This window comes from Synechococcus sp. Minos11, from assembly GCF_014279855.1.
Lineage (GTDB): Bacteria > Cyanobacteriota > Cyanobacteriia > PCC-6307 > Cyanobiaceae > RCC307.
Genome location: NZ_CP047953.1, coordinates 68,278 through 85,290, shown reverse-complemented (window position 1 = coordinate 85,290; position 17,013 = coordinate 68,278). Strand labels below are relative to the sequence as shown.

Annotated in this window: 15 protein-coding genes; 5 read left to right on the top strand and 10 right to left on the bottom strand. The window is 62.6% G+C overall.

The annotated features are described in order from the left end of the window. Positions 1-40: 40 nt before the first annotated feature. From rfbB to psbZ, 6 genes are read right to left on the bottom strand one after another with little or no spacing between them, the layout of a single operon-like run. Positions 41-1,126: a dTDP-glucose 4,6-dehydratase gene (gene rfbB / locus SynMINOS11_RS00430; protein WP_186549074.1), complete on the bottom strand. Its 1,086-nt coding sequence runs from the start codon at positions 1,124-1,126 to the stop codon at positions 41-43. A 25-nt stretch (positions 1,127-1,151) separates the two neighbouring features. Continuing rightward, the gene (gene rfbD / locus SynMINOS11_RS00425) at positions 1,152-2,030 is read right to left on the bottom strand and encodes a dTDP-4-dehydrorhamnose reductase (protein WP_186549072.1); all 879 of its coding nucleotides are present in this window, start codon (positions 2,028-2,030) and stop codon (positions 1,152-1,154) included. Next, positions 2,027-2,608 (bottom strand): dTDP-4-dehydrorhamnose 3,5-epimerase, encoded by a 582-nt coding sequence (gene rfbC / locus SynMINOS11_RS00420; RefSeq protein ID WP_186549070.1) that lies wholly within the window; start codon positions 2,606-2,608, stop codon positions 2,027-2,029. Before rfbC ends, rfbD begins: the two co-directional genes overlap by 4 nt. Then, positions 2,598-3,488 (bottom strand): glucose-1-phosphate thymidylyltransferase RfbA, encoded by an 891-nt coding sequence (gene rfbA, locus SynMINOS11_RS00415; protein WP_186549068.1) that lies wholly within the window; start codon positions 3,486-3,488, stop codon positions 2,598-2,600. Before rfbA ends, rfbC begins: the two co-directional genes overlap by 11 nt. Continuing rightward, positions 3,485-3,964: a 6,7-dimethyl-8-ribityllumazine synthase gene (gene ribH / locus SynMINOS11_RS00410; protein WP_011934498.1), complete on the bottom strand. Its 480-nt coding sequence runs from the start codon at positions 3,962-3,964 to the stop codon at positions 3,485-3,487. The genes rfbA and ribH overlap by 4 nt, the downstream gene beginning before the upstream one ends. A gap of 49 nt (positions 3,965-4,013) precedes the next feature. Beyond that, positions 4,014-4,202, bottom strand: a complete 189-nt coding sequence (gene psbZ / locus SynMINOS11_RS00405) for a photosystem II reaction center protein PsbZ (protein WP_011934497.1) — start codon at positions 4,200-4,202, stop codon at positions 4,014-4,016. Positions 4,203-4,333: 131 nt separating this feature from the next. Between psbZ and mutS the strand changes: the two genes are divergently transcribed. Further along, positions 4,334-6,991: a DNA mismatch repair protein MutS gene (mutS, locus tag SynMINOS11_RS00400; RefSeq protein ID WP_186549066.1), complete on the top strand. Its 2,658-nt coding sequence runs from the start codon at positions 4,334-4,336 to the stop codon at positions 6,989-6,991. Here the strand turns inward: mutS and SynMINOS11_RS00395 are convergent. Then, a complete protein-coding gene (locus SynMINOS11_RS00395) occupies positions 6,973-7,608 on the bottom strand; it encodes a precorrin-8X methylmutase (protein WP_186549064.1) in 636 nt (211 codons plus the stop codon). The genes mutS and SynMINOS11_RS00395 overlap by 19 nt on opposite strands. On the opposite strand from SynMINOS11_RS00395, the gene holA reads away from it, so the two are divergent. Both holA and SynMINOS11_RS00385 read left to right on the top strand, forming a co-directional pair. Then, complete coding sequence (gene holA / locus SynMINOS11_RS00390; RefSeq protein ID WP_186549062.1) at positions 7,602-8,567, top strand: DNA polymerase III subunit delta; 966 nt, start codon at positions 7,602-7,604, stop codon at positions 8,565-8,567. The genes SynMINOS11_RS00395 and holA overlap by 7 nt on opposite strands. Before the next feature lie 23 nt (positions 8,568-8,590). Beyond that, on the top strand, positions 8,591-10,393 hold the full coding sequence (locus SynMINOS11_RS00385) for an aspartate kinase (RefSeq protein WP_186549060.1): 1,803 nt from the start codon (positions 8,591-8,593) through the stop codon (positions 10,391-10,393). A 3-nt stretch (positions 10,394-10,396) separates the two neighbouring features. On the opposite strand, the gene uvrB is transcribed toward SynMINOS11_RS00385, so the two are convergent. Both uvrB and SynMINOS11_RS00375 read right to left on the bottom strand, forming a co-directional pair. Next, the gene (uvrB, locus tag SynMINOS11_RS00380) at positions 10,397-12,403 is read right to left on the bottom strand and encodes an excinuclease ABC subunit UvrB (protein ID WP_186549058.1); all 2,007 of its coding nucleotides are present in this window, start codon (positions 12,401-12,403) and stop codon (positions 10,397-10,399) included. Positions 12,404-12,436: 33 nt separating this feature from the next. Next, positions 12,437-13,192, bottom strand: a complete 756-nt coding sequence (locus SynMINOS11_RS00375; protein WP_186549056.1) for a DUF561 domain-containing protein — start codon at positions 13,190-13,192, stop codon at positions 12,437-12,439. Between the two features lie 15 nt (positions 13,193-13,207). Between SynMINOS11_RS00375 and tilS the strand changes: the two genes are divergently transcribed. Both tilS and SynMINOS11_RS00365 read left to right on the top strand, forming a co-directional pair. Next, positions 13,208-14,221: a tRNA lysidine(34) synthetase TilS gene (gene tilS / locus SynMINOS11_RS00370; RefSeq protein ID WP_186549054.1), complete on the top strand. Its 1,014-nt coding sequence runs from the start codon at positions 13,208-13,210 to the stop codon at positions 14,219-14,221. Beyond that, entirely contained in the window at positions 14,221-15,141 is a 921-nt protein-coding gene (locus SynMINOS11_RS00365; RefSeq protein ID WP_186549052.1) for a hypothetical protein, read from the top strand. The genes tilS and SynMINOS11_RS00365 overlap by 1 nt, the downstream gene beginning before the upstream one ends. Here SynMINOS11_RS00365 and SynMINOS11_RS00360 read toward each other — a convergent pair. After that, entirely contained in the window at positions 15,138-16,997 is a 1,860-nt protein-coding gene (locus SynMINOS11_RS00360; RefSeq protein WP_186549051.1) for a ribonuclease J, read from the bottom strand. The two genes, SynMINOS11_RS00365 and SynMINOS11_RS00360, sit on opposite strands and share 4 nt — an antisense overlap. Between the last annotated feature and the right edge of the window lie 16 nt (positions 16,998-17,013).

Below are 17,013 nucleotides of genomic sequence, written 5' to 3'. Positions count from 1 at the left end.
GGATGATCATGCATGACCACCCTGCCGGCGGTCAATCACTTCAGGCGCGGGTGCCAATGCGCTCACCGCTGTAGCCAGCGCGCTGCCGCACGGAGTTGCACCACTGCTGGTTTTGCAGGTACCAATCCACTGTTGCAGCCAGTCCTGCGTTGAAGTCATGGCGAGGCTGCCAGCCCAATTCAGCACTAATCCGCGCCGGATCAATGGCATAGCGGCGGTCATGGCCTGGGCGATCCGCCACCCGCGTAATCAAGCGGGCGTGAGGTGCTCCCTCGGGCCGGCGTTCATCCAGCAACAGGCAGATAGTCTCCACCACCTCGCGGTTGCTGCGCTCGCCATGGCCACCCACGCAATAGCTCGCCCCCAGCTGACCGCGCGTAGCCGCCAGCAGCAGCGCATCAACGTGGTCTTCGACATACAGCCAATCGCGCACGTTGGCGCCATCGCCATAGAGGGGGATTGGCTCACCCGCGATCGCCTTGAGGATCACAACGGGAATCAGTTTTTCGGGAAACTGCCAGGGCCCGTAATTGTTGCTGCAGTTGGTCAGCACCACAGGAAGGCCATAGGTGTGGTGCCAAGCATTCACTAGATGATCACTGGCCGCTTTGCTGGCGGAATACGGGCTGCGGGGGTCGTAGGGCGTGCTCTCGGAAAAACGCCCCGTGGCACCCAAGGAGCCAAATACCTCATCGGTGCTGATGTGGTGAAAGCGAAAACGGCTGCGGCGCTCTTCACTGAGCCCCTCCCAATGGCTGCGCGCGGCCTGCAACAGGGCAAAAGTGCCATTCACGTTGCTGCTGATGAAGGCTCCAGGCCCATCAATGGAGCGGTCCACATGGCTCTCAGCGGCCAAATGCATCACCAGATCTGGGTCGGCCTGCTGCACCGCTGCTGCCGTGGCTTCGGCATCGGCCAAATCAAGTTGCAGCAGCTGATGGCGCCCCTTGGCTTCGGGCAAGGCCTCAATGCTGGCCAGATCGCTGGCGTAGCCGCATTTATCGAGATTGAACACCAGGGCGTCGCTGCCGCTCAGCAGCCTGCGCACCACTGCACCGCCGATGAACCCGGCACCACCAGTGACCAGCACACGATTGATACCAGCGGGCAGAAGCGAATCGGGCATGCCGGATGTCAACGGTGGCGGCAGATTACTGAGCGCGGGCCAACACCTCGGCTAAGGCATCGCGCCAATGCACCGCTGGCAGACCCAGGGCCTGGCGCGATGCGGTGCAGTCCAGCAGCGAGTAGCTGGGGCGTGTGGCTGGGGTCGGGTAGTCAGCGGTGGTGATGGGCTCAACCCTGGCTGCCTGGCTCAAGAGGCCATGGGCTTGAGCCAGCTCGCCAATGGCCACAGCGAAGTCATACCAACTGGCCGCACCGGCATCACTCCAATGCATTACCCGCGGCCCATCAGGATCGGCACCAATGCCAATCGCCCGCCAACAGGCCGTCGCCAGCGTCAGGGTGCTGGTGGGGCAGCCCACCTGATCGGCCACCACCCGCAGGGGCTCACCCGCTGCGGCTTTGGCGGCATGCAGCCGCAGCATCGTGCGGCAGAAGTTTTTACCCACCGGGCCATACACCCAACTGGTGCGCAGCAGCCGCGCTTGAGGGTGCTGCAAGGCGGCTTGTTCACCGCGCGCCTTGCTGGCGCCATACACCCCCAGGGGATCACGGGGCTGCTCAGGGCCATAGGGATGGCCCTGGGCACCGTTAAAGACAAAGTCGGTGCTGAGCTGGAGCAATCGGCCGCCTGTTTGCTGCAGGGCAGCGGCAAATGCCGCTGGAGCCTTGGCATTCACCGCCTCAGCCAACGCAGGCTCCTGTTCGGCTTGATCCACCGCGGTGTAGGCCCCGGCATTGAGCACCCAATCCGGGCGCTGCTCTTCCACGATGCGGCAGCAGGCCGCTAGATCAGCCAAATCAAGTTCCGCACGGCTGGTGGCCACCAGCTCAACGCCCTCAGGGGCTGAGGCCACCAAGGCCTGGCCCAACTGACCATCACGGCCGGTGAGCAAGACCTTCATCCGAACAGATCTCCGGCCTGCTGCGCTTGGGCCAGCGATGGCGCCAACCCATCTTTTTCAGAGACCTGAACCGTGAGCCCCTCCAGCGGCCAGGCGATGGCGAGGGCCGGATCATCCCAACGGATGGCGCGCTCACAGCCTTTGTTCCAGAAGCCACGAGTCTTGTATTGCACCTCAGCCACAGCACTGAGGGTGAGGAAGCCATGGGCAAACCCTTCCGGCACCCAGAGTTGCTGGTGGTTCTCCGCACTCAACTGGGCACCAACCCACTGGCCATAGGTGGCGGAGCTTTGGCGCAGATCGATTGCCACATCAAAAATCGCTCCAGAGGTGGCGCGCACCAACTTCGCCTGGGGCTCAGGAGGCAACTGGTAGTGAAGCCCGCGTAACACCCCTTGGGCTGAGCGGGAGTGGTTGTCTTGAGCGAATGTGACCGCTTCGCCGGCAGCCTCATCAAAGCGGCGCTGGTTCCAGCTTTCAAAAAACCAGCCCCTCTCATCACCGAAGACTTGGGGCGTGATCAGCAGGGGGCCCTCCAAGGTGGCTCCAGTCGCCGAGCGCAGCTGTTCAACCTGCAATGGGCACCTCCAGCAGCTGCAGCAAATAGTTGCCGTAGCCGCTTTTGCGCAGCGGCCCAGCCAAGGCAGCGAGCTGATCGCTGCTGATCCAGCCCAAACGCCAGGCCACCTCCTCGGGGCAAGCCACCTTGAGGCCCTGACGGTGCTCCAGGGTGCGGATGTAAGCCCCGGCCTCCTGCAGCGAGTCGTAGGTGCCGGTGTCGAGCCAGGCCATGCCACGACCCATCAACTCCACCTGCAGCTGACCGTCATTGAGATAGCTGGCATTGAGATCAGTGATCTCCAACTCCCCCCGCGGCGATGGCTTCACCTGACGCGCTCGCTCCACAACGGTGTCGTCATAGAAGTAGAGACCCGTGACGGCGTAGCGGGATTTCGGCTGCTTGGGCTTTTCCTCAATACTGAGCACCTGGCCGTCATCAGCGAATTCCACAACGCCGTAACGCTCAGGATCACTGACCGGATAGGCAAACACCGTGGCCCCCTGCTGCTGCTGGTTGCTGGCCTGCAGCTGCAGCACCAGATCGTGGCCGTGGAAAAGGTTGTCCCCGAGCACCAAAGCGGCCGGAGCACCAGCCAGGAAATCAGCGCCGATCAGAAAGGCCTGCGCCAAGCCATCAGGACTGGGCTGGACGGCGTACTGGATCTCCATGCCCCAGGCGATGCCATCACCCAGCAAACGCTCAAAACTCGGCTGGTCATGGGGCGTGGTAATCACCAGCACCTCCCGGATGCCCGCCAGCATCAAGGTGGTGAGGGGGTAATACACCATGGGCTTGTCGTACACAGGCAGCAACTGCTTGCTGACTGCCCGCGTGATGGGGTGCAGGCGGGTACCGCTGCCCCCCGCCAGGATGATTCCCTTGCGCACAGCACTCATGCAGGCACCGAACGCATCAGGCTGCCCATCTCCAGAGCCTGCAGGCCGTAATTCCAGCCGAGATTGCTCTTAATGCCTGCTCGCTCGAGGGCCTGTTGCAGGGTGTCGGTGGTGAGCACCCCAAAAATCACGGGCACACCGCTCTCGCGAGCCACAGCGGCTACACCTTTGCTGACTTCAGCCACCACCACATCGAAATGCGGGGTATCGCCGCGAATCACCGCGCCCAGGGTGATCACCACGTCGTAGCGGCCTGAACTGGCCAAGCGCTTGGCCAATAAAGGAATTTCAAAACTGCCCGGCACCCAAGCCAGATCGAGCTGACTGCTGGTCTCAGCCACATCAATGCCGTGGCGTGACAGGCAGTCCAGGCAGCCACTCAGCAGCTTGCCGGTGACTAAATCATTGAAACGGGCCACAACCACGGCAATGCGCAAGCCGCCGGCATCGGTAAAGCGCCCTTCAAAAACGGTCATGACTCAGGACGGCCGTACTGGCATCCAGTATCCGCCTTAAAGCGGTGCTTCAGACCACAAAGAAGCTCATGCCCCAGTTGAGCAGCACCAGGCCAACCCAGGCCAAACCACCGAACAGGATCAAACGGTTGCTGTTGCCGCTCTCGTCGTTGCTGGCATAAAGCACCGGTACAGCGACGATCAAGGCAAACGACATCACCACCAGCGCCAGGACAGTGAGGGTGTTGAGGATCTGCATGGCGTGGCCGCAACCAGTCGATTGGCTCGCCGGATTCTCCCATGTGATCGCCTGCAACTGACGAAGGTGTTCACAGCTTGTGGTGAGCCGCTGCAGGCTGCCTACGATCCCCGCTCCTGCTGCAGCCGTCCGTGGCGCCTGGCGAACAACAGTTGTCCCTGGTGCCCGACGACACGATCCAGGGGAGCCTGTTCGCTCCAGAACCCAGTGGGGACGAGGCTGAAGAGAGCGAAACGCCCAAGCAGAGGCGCAGCCATCCCGGACGACGCCCCGCACCTACTGCGCAATACACCGAGGACAGCAACAACAACGACGACGAGGGATTACCCCGCTGGCACCACCACGGCTTGGTGGATCCGCTGGCGCTCACCCCGATGTTGCGGCATTACGTCGAACTCAAAGCCGCCCACCCAGAGCGGGTGCTGCTGTATCGCCTGGGGGACTTCTTCGAGTGTTTCTTCGAAGACGCCCTGCTGACCAGCCGACTGCTGGAGCTCACCCTCACTGGCAAAGAAGGGGGCAAAAGCATTGGCAGGGTGCCAATGGCAGGGATCCCCCACCACGCTGCCGAGCGTTATTGCAGTGAACTGGTGCGCCGCGGCCATGCCGTGGCCCTCTGCGATCAGCTGGAAACCACTGCAGCCAAAGGGGCGTTGCTGAAGCGGGACATCACGCGTGTCCTCACCCCTGGAACCGTTTTAGAAGAAGGGATGCTGGCGGCCAGACGCAACAACTGGCTCGCAGCTGTTGTGCTCGATGACGAGCAGCGCTGGGGGCTTGCTGTCGCTGATGTTTCGACGGGCGAGCTGCTGCTGCATGAGCGCCAAGGAACCACTGAGCTGCAACAGGAACTGCTGCAACTCGAAGCAGCCGAACTGCTGCTGCCTGGCATCGAAGCTGCGGAGTGGTGCCCCGATGGGCTCGGCCTCACCCAACAGCCCCGCACTCCCTTTGAAGCCGCCAGCGCCGATCGCGCCCTCAAACAGCGCTTTGGGGTTCGCAACCTGGAGGGGCTTGGCCTGGCCGATCACCCCCTGGCCCGGCGCGCCGCCGGTGGGCTGATCGCCTATCTCGATGCCAGCCAACCCGGCAGCACCGTGCCGTTGGAGCGGCCGCAGCTGGTGTTTGCCGGTGATGCCTTGGTGCTGGATCACCAAACGCGCCGCAATCTCGAGCTGACCGCCACCCAACGGGATGGACAGTTTCAGGGCTCGCTGCTGTGGGCGATTGACCGCAGCCACACCGCCATGGGCGGGCGGGCCCTACGCCGCTGGCTGGAAGCACCCCTGTTGGATGCCACCGCGATTCGAGGGCGGCAGGACGCCATTGCCGAACTGGTGGAGCAGCGTCCACTGCGGCTGTCCGTGCGGCGCTTGCTGCGGCCCATGGCTGATCTCGAGCGGCTCGCTGGCCGCTGTGGGGCTGGCCGCGCCAGTGCCCGCGATCTGGTGGCCCTGGCTGATGGGCTCGAGCGCTTACCGCTGCTGGCTGATCTGCTCAAAGGCAGCAGCGCGGCTCCACTCGCTGATCTGCAGCAACCCAGACCTGATCTGCAGCAACTGGCCGAGCTGCTGCGCTTCCAACTGGTGGACAGCCCACCGATGTCGCTCAGTGAAGGCGGCCTGATTCACGACGGGGTGGATGAAGACCTCGATGATCTACGCAACCGATTGGATGAGCAGGAGAACTGGCTAGCTGGCGTTGAAAAGCGGGAGCGCAAAGCCAGCGGCAACCCCAACCTGCGGCTGCAATTTCACCGCAGCTTTGGTTATTTCCTCGCCGTCAGCCGCGCGAAGGCAACGGCGGTGCCCGATCACTGGATCCGCCGGCAAACCCTGAGCAATGAAGAGCGCTTCGTCACCCCCGAACTGAAGGAGCGAGAAGGACGGATCCTGCAGCTCAAGGCACGCAGCCACCAGCGGGAATACGACCTGTTTTGCCGCCTGCGCGACCAAGTTGGCGAACAAGCCACAGCCATCCGCGATGCAGCCCGGGCCGTCGCCAGCCTCGATGCCTTGGCTGGACTGGCTGAGTTGGCTGCAACCCAGGGCTATTGCAGACCCGAACTGACCGATGGCCGCTGCTTGGAGATCGAGGGTGGCCGCCATCCGGTGGTGGAGCAACTGCTGAGCGAGAGCGCCTTTGTGCCCAATTCGGTGGCCTTAGGTCACGGCGACAAACCAGATCTGGTGGTGCTCACCGGACCCAACGCCAGCGGCAAGAGCTGTTATTTGCGTCAGTGCGGGGTGCTGCAGCTGATGGCGCAGATGGGCAGCTGGATTCCGGCTGAGCGTGCCGCCATCGGACTGGCCGATCGGATCTTCACGCGCGTTGGCGCCGTGGATGATCTCGCCAGTGGCCAATCCACCTTCATGGTGGAGATGGCCGAAACGGCGAACATCCTTCAACACGCCAGTGAGCGGTCCCTGGTGTTGCTCGATGAAATTGGCCGCGGCACGGCCACCTTTGATGGCCTCTCGATTGCTTGGGCTGTGGCCGAGCATCTGGCCAGCGCGCCACCCCATGGCCTCGGGGCACGCAGCATCTTTGCCACGCACTACCACGAGCTCAATGCGCTCGCCGGCAGCCACAGCAACGTGGCCAACTTCCAAGTCGTCGTGGAAGAACAAGACGCCGAACTGGTGTTTTTGCACAAAGTCATGCCTGGCGGGGCTGATCGCAGCTACGGGATCGAGGCTGCCCGGCTGGCTGGGGTGCCGCCATCGGTGGTGCAACGGGCCCGCCAAGTGCTGGAACGCATCGAAGGGGGTCAGCCGTTGGCCTGCTGATCTAGCCAAGCGCGCCGCAACAAGGCATTCACAGCAGCAGCCACCAAGCCTGCGCCGCCGCGGCTGCCCTCCAAACGGATCTGCGGCAGACCACTGGCTGCCAAACGGCGCTTGCTATCGGCCACACCAACAAAACCAACCGGCATGCCAATCACCAAAGCTGGCGCCCGGTCCCCCTGGGCCACACGATCCAGCAGCAGCTCCAACGCCGTGGGAGCGCTGCCAATCAACACCACCGCCCCAGGGTGGGCCTGCAGGGCAGAGGCCATTCCTAGCGCCGCTCGGGTCTGTCCTTCGGGAGCCTGCGGGGGTGCCCACTGCAAAACGCTATGGACAGGATTGGAAAAAGTGCGTGCCGCCATTGGCGCCGCGGCCGCCGCGGCCATCGCGGTGTCGGTGAGGATCACAGCCCCTTGAGCCAGGTCGCTTGCCGCCGCGGTGCAGGCGCCAGGCGTGAAACGCAGCAGCGGGGCCAAGGCCAGATCACCACTGCTATGAATCAAACGCTCCAGCACCTCCTGCTCCAACAGCGGCAGCCCAGTGGGACCCAACAGGGCCTGGATCCGCTGGATGCTTTCCGTGAAGATCGGATGGTCCAAGCCCGCCGCTGATGCCAATCCATCTCTACTGGGGGGACGACGCCACAGCCCGTGAGCGCGCTGTGCAGGAGCTGATTGATCAGATCATTGAGCCGGCCTGGGTGAGCCTCAATCTCAGCCGGCTGGATGGCAGCAGCGCTGATCAAGCGACCCAAGCCCTCAATGAAGCGCGAACGGCTCCCTTTGGTGGGGGAGGGCGTGTCGTGCTGCTGCAGCGCAGCCCCTTTTGCGAACGCTGCCCGGCTGAGCTGGCTGAGCAACTGGAGTCGGCTCTGCCGCTGATCCCTGAGCAGAGTCATCTGGTGTTGGTCAGTACCGGCAAGCCCGATGCCCGGCTTCGCACCACCAAAGCGCTGCGCAAAGTGGCTGAGGAAAAAAAGTTCCCATTGCCAGCGATCTGGGATGGGGCCGGCCTGATCGAGTTGGTGCAACGCAGCGCGGCTGCAGCCCAACTGCAACTGGAACCCGCCGCAGCTGAACTACTTGCCGACACCATCGGCAACGACAGCAGCCGTCTGGCCGGTGAGCTGGAAAAGCTTGCGCTCTACTGCGGCGAGAAGGCTGTTGATGTGGCGGCTGTCAAAGCCTTAGCGGGGCCTGCGCAGCACAACGCCCTCGCCGTAGGGGAAGCCTTACTCGCTGGTGATGTGGGCGGCGCACTCACGCAAATCGACGGGCTGATGGCAGCCAATGAGCCGCCCCTGCGTTTAGTGGCCTCCTTGGTGAGTCAGCTGCGGGGTTGGCTCTGGCTGACCCTGCTGGAGCAAAGCGGTGAGCAAGACCCAATGGTGATTGCCAAAGCTGCAGGGATTGGCAACCCCAAACGCATTTACGTGATGCGCAAACAGTTGCGTGGCGTCAGGCCGCAACGGCTGCTCAAGTTGCTCGGCCGGCTGCTGGATGTTGAAGCCGCCTTAAAGCTCGGCAGCCCAGCGGATGTGGCCTTTCGTGATGGGCTGCTGGGCCAGAGCGGATAATCGGCAGCTGGATCGCTTGATCAATGGCGCTGCTGGTTCAGAAATACGGGGGCACCTCCGTGGGCAGCGTGGAGCGCATCCAGGCCGTTGCTAAGCGCGTCGCTGCAGCTCGCCTCGATGGCCATGACCTGGTGGTGGTGGTCTCCGCGATGGGCCACACCACTGATGAGCTCACAGCCCTGGCCCGCGCCCTCAATCCCGATCCCCCCCAGAGGGAAATGGACATGCTGCTGGCCACCGGTGAGCAGGTGTCGATTGCCTTGCTCTCGATGGCCCTTCAGGCCGAAGGTGTTGCAGCGACGTCGATGACGGGGCCCCAGGTGGGGATCGTCACCGAGTCGGCCCATGGCCGCGCCCGGATCTTGGAAGTGCGCACCGAACGGGTCAAACGCCGGCTGCACGATGGCCATGTGGTGGTGGTGGCTGGCTTTCAAGGCACCAGCACCGGCAGCGCGGGAACCCCGGAAATCACAACCCTGGGCCGCGGAGGCTCGGACACATCAGCGGTGGCCTTAGCGGCAGCACTGGGAGCTGATGCCTGTGAGATCTACACCGACGTGCCGGGTGTGCTGACCACCGATCCCCGCAAGGTGCCGGAAGCCCAGCTGATGACTCAGGTGAGCTGCGATGAAATGTTGGAACTGGCCAGCCTGGGTGCGGCTGTTCTGCACCCAAGGGCGGTGGAAATCGCCAGAAACTACGGCGTTCCTCTGATCGTGCGATCCAGTTGGAGCGACGAGCCAGGAACACGCCTGTTCAGTCAACCGAGCCGGCGGATTGGCAGTGAAGGATTGGAGCTGGGCAAACCCGTGGACCGGGCCGAACTGCTGGAAGGCCAGGCCGTGGTGGCCCTGGCCCATGTACCCGATGAACCCGGGGTAGCCGCTCGCTTGTTTGAAGGGCTCGGCGCCGCTGGCCTGAACGTCGACCTGATCGTGCAAGCCACCCACGACGGCAGCAGCAATGACATCGCCTTCACCCTGGCGGAGGCTGAGCTGCCGGCCGCTGAGGCCTTCTGCCGCGAGCACCTAGGAGAGGGAAGTCAGCTGCAGGTGCAAAGCGGGCTCGCCAAACTCAGCATTGGCGGTGCCGGGATCATGGGGCGACCTGGAGTTGCCGCCCAACTGTTTGACGGGCTCAGCAAGGTGGGCATCAGCCTGCGCATGATCGCCACCAGCGAGGTGAAGGTGAGCTGCCTGATTCAGGGCGAACAAGCCGCCAAAGCCCTGCGCACTGCTGCTCAAGTGTTTGAACTGGATGACCACCAGCTCCAGCACAACCCCTTACCGGGTGGGGAAGGGGAGCCTGATGTGCGAGGTGTGGCCCTCGATCGCGATCAAGCCCAACTCACGGTGACCGCCGTACCGGATCGCCCGGGATCAGCGGCGGCCCTCTGCCGGGCCTTGGCCGATGGCGGCATCAGCCTCGACACCATCGTGCAGTCCGAGCGTCAACGCCAAACCGATCTGGGGCTCTGCCGCGACATTGCTTTCACGCTGCCGCGAGACGATCTGAGCCGAGCCAGTGAGGCCCTGCGGCCCTTGCTCAAACTCTGGCCTGGTGCTGAGCTCGTTGAAGGCAAGGCGATTGCCCGGGTCAGTGCCGTCGGAGCTGGCATGCCCTCAACGCCTGGCAGTGCCGCAAAAATGTTCCGGGCATTAGCAGACGCTGGGATCAATATCGAGATGATCGCCACTAGCGAAATCCGCATCAGTTGCGTGGTTCCTGAAGACGATGGAATCGGTGCTCTGCAAGCGGTGCACCAGGCCTTTGGCCTCAATGGGGAGAGCCAACATCAAGCGCAAGGCAGCGAATGGAACGGCTAAGGCTCAGGCTTTGCCCACCAGTTTTTGGCGCAGCTGCTTGATGCGATCGCGCAAATTGGCGGCTTCCTCAAAATCAAGCTTGGAGGCCGCTCCTTTCATGCGCTCTTCCAGCTGCTGAATGAGCTCAGGAAGGTTCTCCAGGGGCACGGCATCTTGCTTGGCCTCTTCCACCGCCTCATCGAGCTGCTCATCATTGAGCTTCCGCGACATCTCAAGGAACGCCAGGATCGGGTTGTGGGTTGATTTCTTACCGGCAGCATGCGGCGTAATGCCGTGTTTTTCGTTGTAGGCCATCTGAATGGCGCGCCGCCGTTCCGTTTCACTGATGGCCTTGACCATCGAATCGGTCATGTTGTCGGCGTAGAGCAAAGCAACGCCACTGACGTGGCGGGCCGCTCGGCCAATGGTCTGGATCAACGAGCGTTCCGCCCGCAGGAAGCCTTCTTTGTCGGCATCCAAGATCGCCACCAGGGAGACCTCGGGTAGATCCAAGCCTTCCCGCAGCAGGTTGACACCCACCAAGACGTCGTACTCGCCATTGCGCAGGTCCTGAATGATCTCGATGCGCTCAATGGAGTGAATCTCCGAGTGCATGTAGCGCACCTTGACCTGGTTTTCCGCCAGGTAGTCGCTGAGGTCCTCCGCCATGCGTTTGGTGAGCGTGGTCACCAAAACCCGCTCATTGCGCTCAGCGCGCACACGGATCTCACCGAGCAGATCATCCACCTGCCCACCCGAGGGCCGCACTTCAATGAGGGGATCAAGCACCCCGGTGGGGCGAATCACCTGCTCCGCCACCTGCCCATCGCTGACCTCCATCTCCCAGTCGCCGGGCGTGGCGCTGACAAAGATGGTTTGTTTGGCTTTGTCCCAGAACTCAGTGCCTTTCAAAGGGCGGTTGTCGGCAGCGCTGGGAAGACGGAAGCCATGGTCGATCAGCACCTGCTTGCGCGAGCGGTCGCCGTTGTACATGGCCTGCAGCTGCGAGCAGGTGACATGGCTTTCATCAACGACCAGCAACCAATCATCAGGGAAGTAATCGATTAGGCACTCCGGAGGGGTTCCTGCTTCCCTCCCAGCCAAGTGACGTGCATAGTTTTCAACGCCGTTGCAGTAGCCAACCTGCTGCAACATCTCGATGTCGTAGACGGTGCGCTGCTCGAGCCGCTGGGCTTCCAGCAACTTGCCATTGGCGTTGAGCCAATCGAGTCGATCGCGCAGCTCCTGGCGAATCGCGCCAACGGCTGATTCCAGCCGATCTTTAGGGGTCACAAAGTGCTTGGCCGGATAGATGTTGATCGTCTCCAGGCTCTGCAAGATCTCGCCCGTGGTGGGGTCGACATAGCGAATCGCTTCCACCTCGTCGCCAAAGAGCTCAATGCGCACCAAGCGGTCTTCGTAGGCGGGCCCGATCTCCAGCACATCCCCTTTGACGCGAAAACGACCGCGGGCGATTTCGGTGTCGTTGCGGCTGTATTGGTTGTTGACCAACTCCCGCAGCGAACCACGCAGATTCAAGGTTTCGCCAACGCTGAATGGCACGGCCGCCTTGAGGTATTCCGAGGGGATACCAAGGCCGTAGATACAGCTGATCGAGGCAACGACGATCACATCGCGACGCTCAAACAGCGAGCGGGTTGCTGAGTGGCGCAGCATGTCGATCTCTTCGTTAATCGACGCGGTCTTGGCGATGTAGGTGTCCGAGACCGGCACATAGGCCTCGGGCTGGTAATAGTCGTAGTAAGAGATGAAATATTCGACCGCGTTGTGCGGAAAGAATTGGCGCAGCTCGTTGCAGAGCTGCGCCGCCAGGGTTTTGTTGTGGGCCAGCACCAGCGCCGGACGGCCGGTGCGCTGAATCACATTGGCGATCGAAAACGTTTTGCCCGTGCCCGTGGCACCCAGCAGGGTCTGATAGCGCTGCCCCCCTTCGACACCCTGCACCAGGGTCTCGATCGCCGTCGGTTGATCGCCGTTGGGGCTGTAGGGGGCTTCGAGGCGGAAATCCACCGACTCAGGACCGGGGCCGCGACTCTAGGCAGTTCAGACCTGCACAGGGTTCAGAGCGGACAGAGCATCACGCAGAGCGCGCACCACCGCCACCATGGCCAGCTCATCGCTAAGGCGGTTGATGGCAGAGCCCACACCCACACCAGCCGCTCCAGCAGCCTGAGCCAACGGCAGCGTCACCGCCGAAAGGCCAGAAGCGCAGAGCACCGGCACAGCAACAGCCCTGCTGATCACATGAGCGGCAGCCAAGGTTGGTGACGCCTTTTCAATCAGGCCCTGAACCCCTGGACTGAGGGGGTTGGCACTGGTGCCGCCTTCGGTCTGAATCCAATCAGCGCCAGCATCCACCAGATCAATGGCCAGTAGCTCTTGCTGATCCAGGGGCAGGGTGTGGGGCACTGTCACCGACAGGGTGACCTCAGGCAGCAGCTGACGGGTGCGGCGGGTGAGTTCCAGCACCTCCGCAGCATCAAACAGGCGGCCCTGGGGATAAAAGCTGTCGTAGTTGCCGATCTCCACCATGGCGGCACCGGCCGCGACAGCCGCCGGAAACAGTTCAGGATCCACAGCTGACACGCAGATCGGCAGACCGGATTCAGCCGCAGCTAACGCCACCAGCTTGGGGTCGCAGGCCACATCCACCAAATCAGCACCACCAGCGGCGGCGGCCCGTGCCACGCGCGCCACGGATGCAGAGTCAAAGTTGGCGAGACCGGCGATCACCTTGAGCAGACGACGTTGCTCAAGTGCACGCTGCAAGGAAGTTGGCAGGCTGGCAGCAGGGGACATACCCAACGGCATCGGATGAGAACCATCCTCCCATCTGGCAAGCAACCCTGGAGCCGCTGGCACCACAGGCTGCACCAACTCCTGCTGGATGATCCAAGCCTGCTGCCCCAAGGCAGCGGCCTACTGATTGCCATCTCCGGCGGCCAGGATTCCCTAGCGCTCACGCGCCTGCTGCTGGATCTGCGCGAGCAGCACCACTGGCAGCTACAGCTCTGGCATGGCAACCACAACTGGCGCCAAGACGCCGCAGCCAATGCCCAGCATCTGCAGCAATTGGCGGCCCAATGGGGTCTGCCCTTAACGGTGGACTGCGCTGAGCCCGCTCCCAAAAGCGAAGCGGCAGCTCGCCAATGGCGTTACGAACGCCTGCAGCGGCAGGCGGAAACCAGCAGCTGCCCGCTGGTGCTCACCGGACACACCGCCACTGATCGGGCTGAAACCCTGCTGTTTCACCTGATCCGCGGTGCCGATCTCACGGGGCTCTCGAGCCTGCGGCACACGCGGCCCCTGGGCGCCGGCATCACAGTGGTGAGGCCCCTGCTGGCCTTTAGCCGCGCCGACACCCAAGCCTGCTGCGAGCAACTGGGCCTGCCTGTATGGCACGACAGCACCAACGCCGATCGCCAATTCAGCCGCAATCGCCTGCGGCTGGATGTAATTCCTGAGCTGGAAGCCTTGAACCCTGGAGCCACACAGCATTTGGCACGCGCGGCTCAACTGCTGGAGGAGCTGGAGGGCCAGCACAGCGCACTAGAGGCTTTAGCCCTTGAAGCCATCCGCAGAGAACCGGGCCGTACTGATCTCAACCGCCAACGCTGGCAGGAGCAACCCATCGAGCTACAAAAACGTCTGCTGCATCGCTGGGTGCAGCAGACCAGCCAGCAGCAGCTCAGCGCCGCACTCACCACAGAAATCTGGCGGCAACTGCAAAAGCCAGGGCGACGGCCGCCCATTGCCTTGAGCCATGGCTGGCAGCTGCAGGCTGAAGCCTGCATGCTGAAACTGATCCCCCCGGCAGCCTCTGATTGATGGGCTACGACGCCGCTGAGCAGGCCTATGGCGAGCACCGCTTTGCTGAGGCTCAAGAGCTACTCAACGAGCACCTAACAGAGCAGCCTGATGATCCCCGCGCTCTGCTGCTGCAGGCCTACATCCACTTCTATGGCTTTCAAGACACCGCCGCGGCCGCCAGCAGCTACCGCCGGGTGCTGGAACTGGCAACTGAGGGGCCCTATCACGACTTGGCCCTTGAGGGCCTGAAGCATTGCCCCGTCAGTGAGCGGCAAGCCAAGACGGCAGAGCCCACCGTTGAGCCAGCCCAAACACAAGAACCAGCAGACGAGAACGAACAGCCGGCGGCAGCGCCCTGGCTCGCTGAACTCAAGCCGCGGCCTGAGCAACCAAGACAGACCACAGCAAAACCAGATCCAGAGCCTGAACCAGAGCCGGCCAAGCTCCAACAAGAACCCCAAACAGAGGTCAGCTACGTCATGGCCGAGCAGGCCTATCAGGAGCGTGACTTCACAGCGGCGCAACAGCTGCTCAACACCTTGTTGGCCGAATCACCCAACGACCTGCGCTGCCTTTTGCTGCAGGGCTACGTGAGCAGTTTTGGCTTGCATGATGAGCCAGCTGCCATCACCAGCTACCAGCGGGTGTTGGAACTGGAAGCCGAAGGGCCTTACCGCGATCTCGCCATCGAGGGCTTAAGCCAGTGCGGCGTCAACCTGGAGCCCGCACCTGCTGAACCGGGGGAATCTGCACCAGAACCAGATCCCGCTGATGATGCCGCCGACCTCAGCAGCCTGGCCGACGCGGCGGCGGAACCCGAAACCCCACAGCCCGAACCCAAGCCAGCACAGGCTGAAGACAAGCGAGCAACAAAAACGGCCAGCGAACAAGCGCTGGCCGATGGGTGGTTATTGGTGGATCTCAGCGCCGAGGCTTAACCCGCCACAGCGGTGGAACGGCGGCGGCGCTGGCGGTTGTCGTTGTTGCGATCGCCACCGCGGTCGTTGTTGCGCTGGTGACGCGGTGCCGGACGGTCGTCCTTTTCCTCCATCGCCTTGGACTTGTATGGCGGCGTGCCGGCCGGAGCGGGCTGCACCAGGCAAATGATCAGCGGCTCAATCTGAAGCTCACGGCGCAAGCGGCGCTGCAGCCCCACTTCAATCTCCCGCTGCACACCAATCCAATCCACCTCAGGAGCCTTGCCGCCGGTGTTGCGGCACAGCTGCTTCCAGCGGTTGTCCAGCACCCAGTTCACCTCGCGCTCGGCCCACATCGAGAGCTTGCGGGGCTCAGCGGTGGTGACCACACCACGCAGATTGACCCGGGGCGGGGCCACCATCTTTCCGTCAACGCTGACAGCAGCCAGCAGGGTGATAACACCGTCTTCGGCGAGCTGCTGACGCTCTTTAAGCACCCGCGCATCAACGATGCCGGTGCGGGAGTTATCGAGCAGCTCGATGCCCGCTTTCACCGGATCACCCTTGCGGATCGAATCAGCGGTGAGCTCCACCACATCACCGTTGTCGATGATCAGGGTGTTGTTTTCTGGCACACCCATGGAATGGGCCGTGCGGGCGTGTTGCACCAACATCCGGTGCTCGCCGTGCACGGGCACCATGAACTTGGGCCTGGTCAGCGCCAGCATCAGCTTCTGGTCTTCCTGGAAGCCGTGACCGGACACGTGGATGCCCTCGCCTTTGCCATACACAACCTTGGCGCCCAGCATCATCAGGCGGTCAATGGTGTTGACCACCGAGATGGTGTTCCCGGGGATGGGGCTGGCCGAGAAGATGATCGTGTCGGTGCTCTTGACCTGAACTTGGGGATGCTCACCGCGTGAAATCCGGCTCAAAGCGGCCAGCGGCTCCCCTTGGCTACCGGTCATCAGCAGCAGGGTTTCGCGATCCGGCAGGTCACGGATCTGCTTGATCGGCACGAACAGATCATCGGGGCAGCGCATGTAGCCGAGCTCCCGTGCTTTGGCGATCACATTCAGCATCGAGCGACCCAACAAGCTCACCTTGCGGCCGTTTTTCATTGCCAGTTCCAGCACCATGGCCACCCGGTGAATCGAGCTGGCGAAGGTGGTGATGATCACGCGACCTTCGGCTTCAGCAATGCGGCGATCCAGGCAGGGGAACACCGAGCGCTCGGGCGGGCAGAAGCCCGGCACTTCCGAGTTGGTCGAATCACTGAACAGGCAAAGCACACCCTGATCACCGTGGTGGGCTAGGCGAGCCATATCAAAGTGCTCACCATCGACCGGGGTGTGGTCGAACTTGAAGTCACCGGTGAAGATCACCGTGCCCACAGGAGTGGTCACCGCAAGCGAATAGCTGTCGGCCATCGAGTGGGTGTTGCGAATGAACTCAATCTTGAAGTGCTGGCCGAGCTTGACCACTTCACGCGGGGTCACCGTCTGCAGCACCGTGCGGTCAGCGACGCCGGCTTCCGACATCTTTCCCTCGAGCAGGGACAGGGCCAAACGCGGGCCGTAAATGATCGGAATGTTGAAGTGCTTGAGGTGGTGGGAGATGCCACCGATGTGGTCTTCATGACCATGGGTGACGATCATGCCGCGAATGCGCTTTTGGTTCTCGCGCAGGAAGCTGGTGTCTGGCATCACCACGTTCACCCCGTGCATGCCGTCGCTGGGGAACGCCAGACCGGCATCAATCAGAACCAGGTCGTCGCCGAATTCAAAAACACAGGTGTTCTTTCCGATCTCGTGCAAGCCGCCCAGGGGGATCACCCGCAAGGTGGGCTGTTGGGTCTTGGAACCGTTGGAGCTCATATAAAAAAGAGAGAAA

Coding starts and splice junctions, on each gene's coding strand:
- rfbB (WP_186549074.1), bottom strand. CDS start 1,126: ATGCCCGATTCGCTTCTGCCCGCTGGTATCAATCGTGTGCTGGTCACT.
- rfbD (WP_186549072.1), bottom strand. CDS start 2,030: ATGAAGGTCTTGCTCACCGGCCGTGATGGTCAGTTGGGCCAGGCCTTG.
- rfbA (WP_186549068.1), bottom strand. CDS start 3,488: ATGAGTGCTGTGCGCAAGGGAATCATCCTGGCGGGGGGCAGCGGTACC.
- ribH (WP_011934498.1), bottom strand. CDS start 3,964: ATGACCGTTTTTGAAGGGCGCTTTACCGATGCCGGCGGCTTGCGCATT.
- psbZ (WP_011934497.1), bottom strand. CDS start 4,202: ATGCAGATCCTCAACACCCTCACTGTCCTGGCGCTGGTGGTGATGTCG.
- holA (WP_186549062.1), top strand. CDS start 7,602: ATGCCAATCCATCTCTACTGGGGGGACGACGCCACAGCCCGTGAGCGC.
- SynMINOS11_RS00385 (WP_186549060.1), top strand. CDS start 8,591: ATGGCGCTGCTGGTTCAGAAATACGGGGGCACCTCCGTGGGCAGCGTG.
- SynMINOS11_RS00375 (WP_186549056.1), bottom strand. CDS start 13,192: ATGTCCCCTGCTGCCAGCCTGCCAACTTCCTTGCAGCGTGCACTTGAG.
- tilS (WP_186549054.1), top strand. CDS start 13,208: ATGAGAACCATCCTCCCATCTGGCAAGCAACCCTGGAGCCGCTGGCAC.
- SynMINOS11_RS00365 (WP_186549052.1), top strand. CDS start 14,221: ATGGGCTACGACGCCGCTGAGCAGGCCTATGGCGAGCACCGCTTTGCT.
- SynMINOS11_RS00360 (WP_186549051.1), bottom strand. CDS start 16,997: ATGAGCTCCAACGGTTCCAAGACCCAACAGCCCACCTTGCGGGTGATC.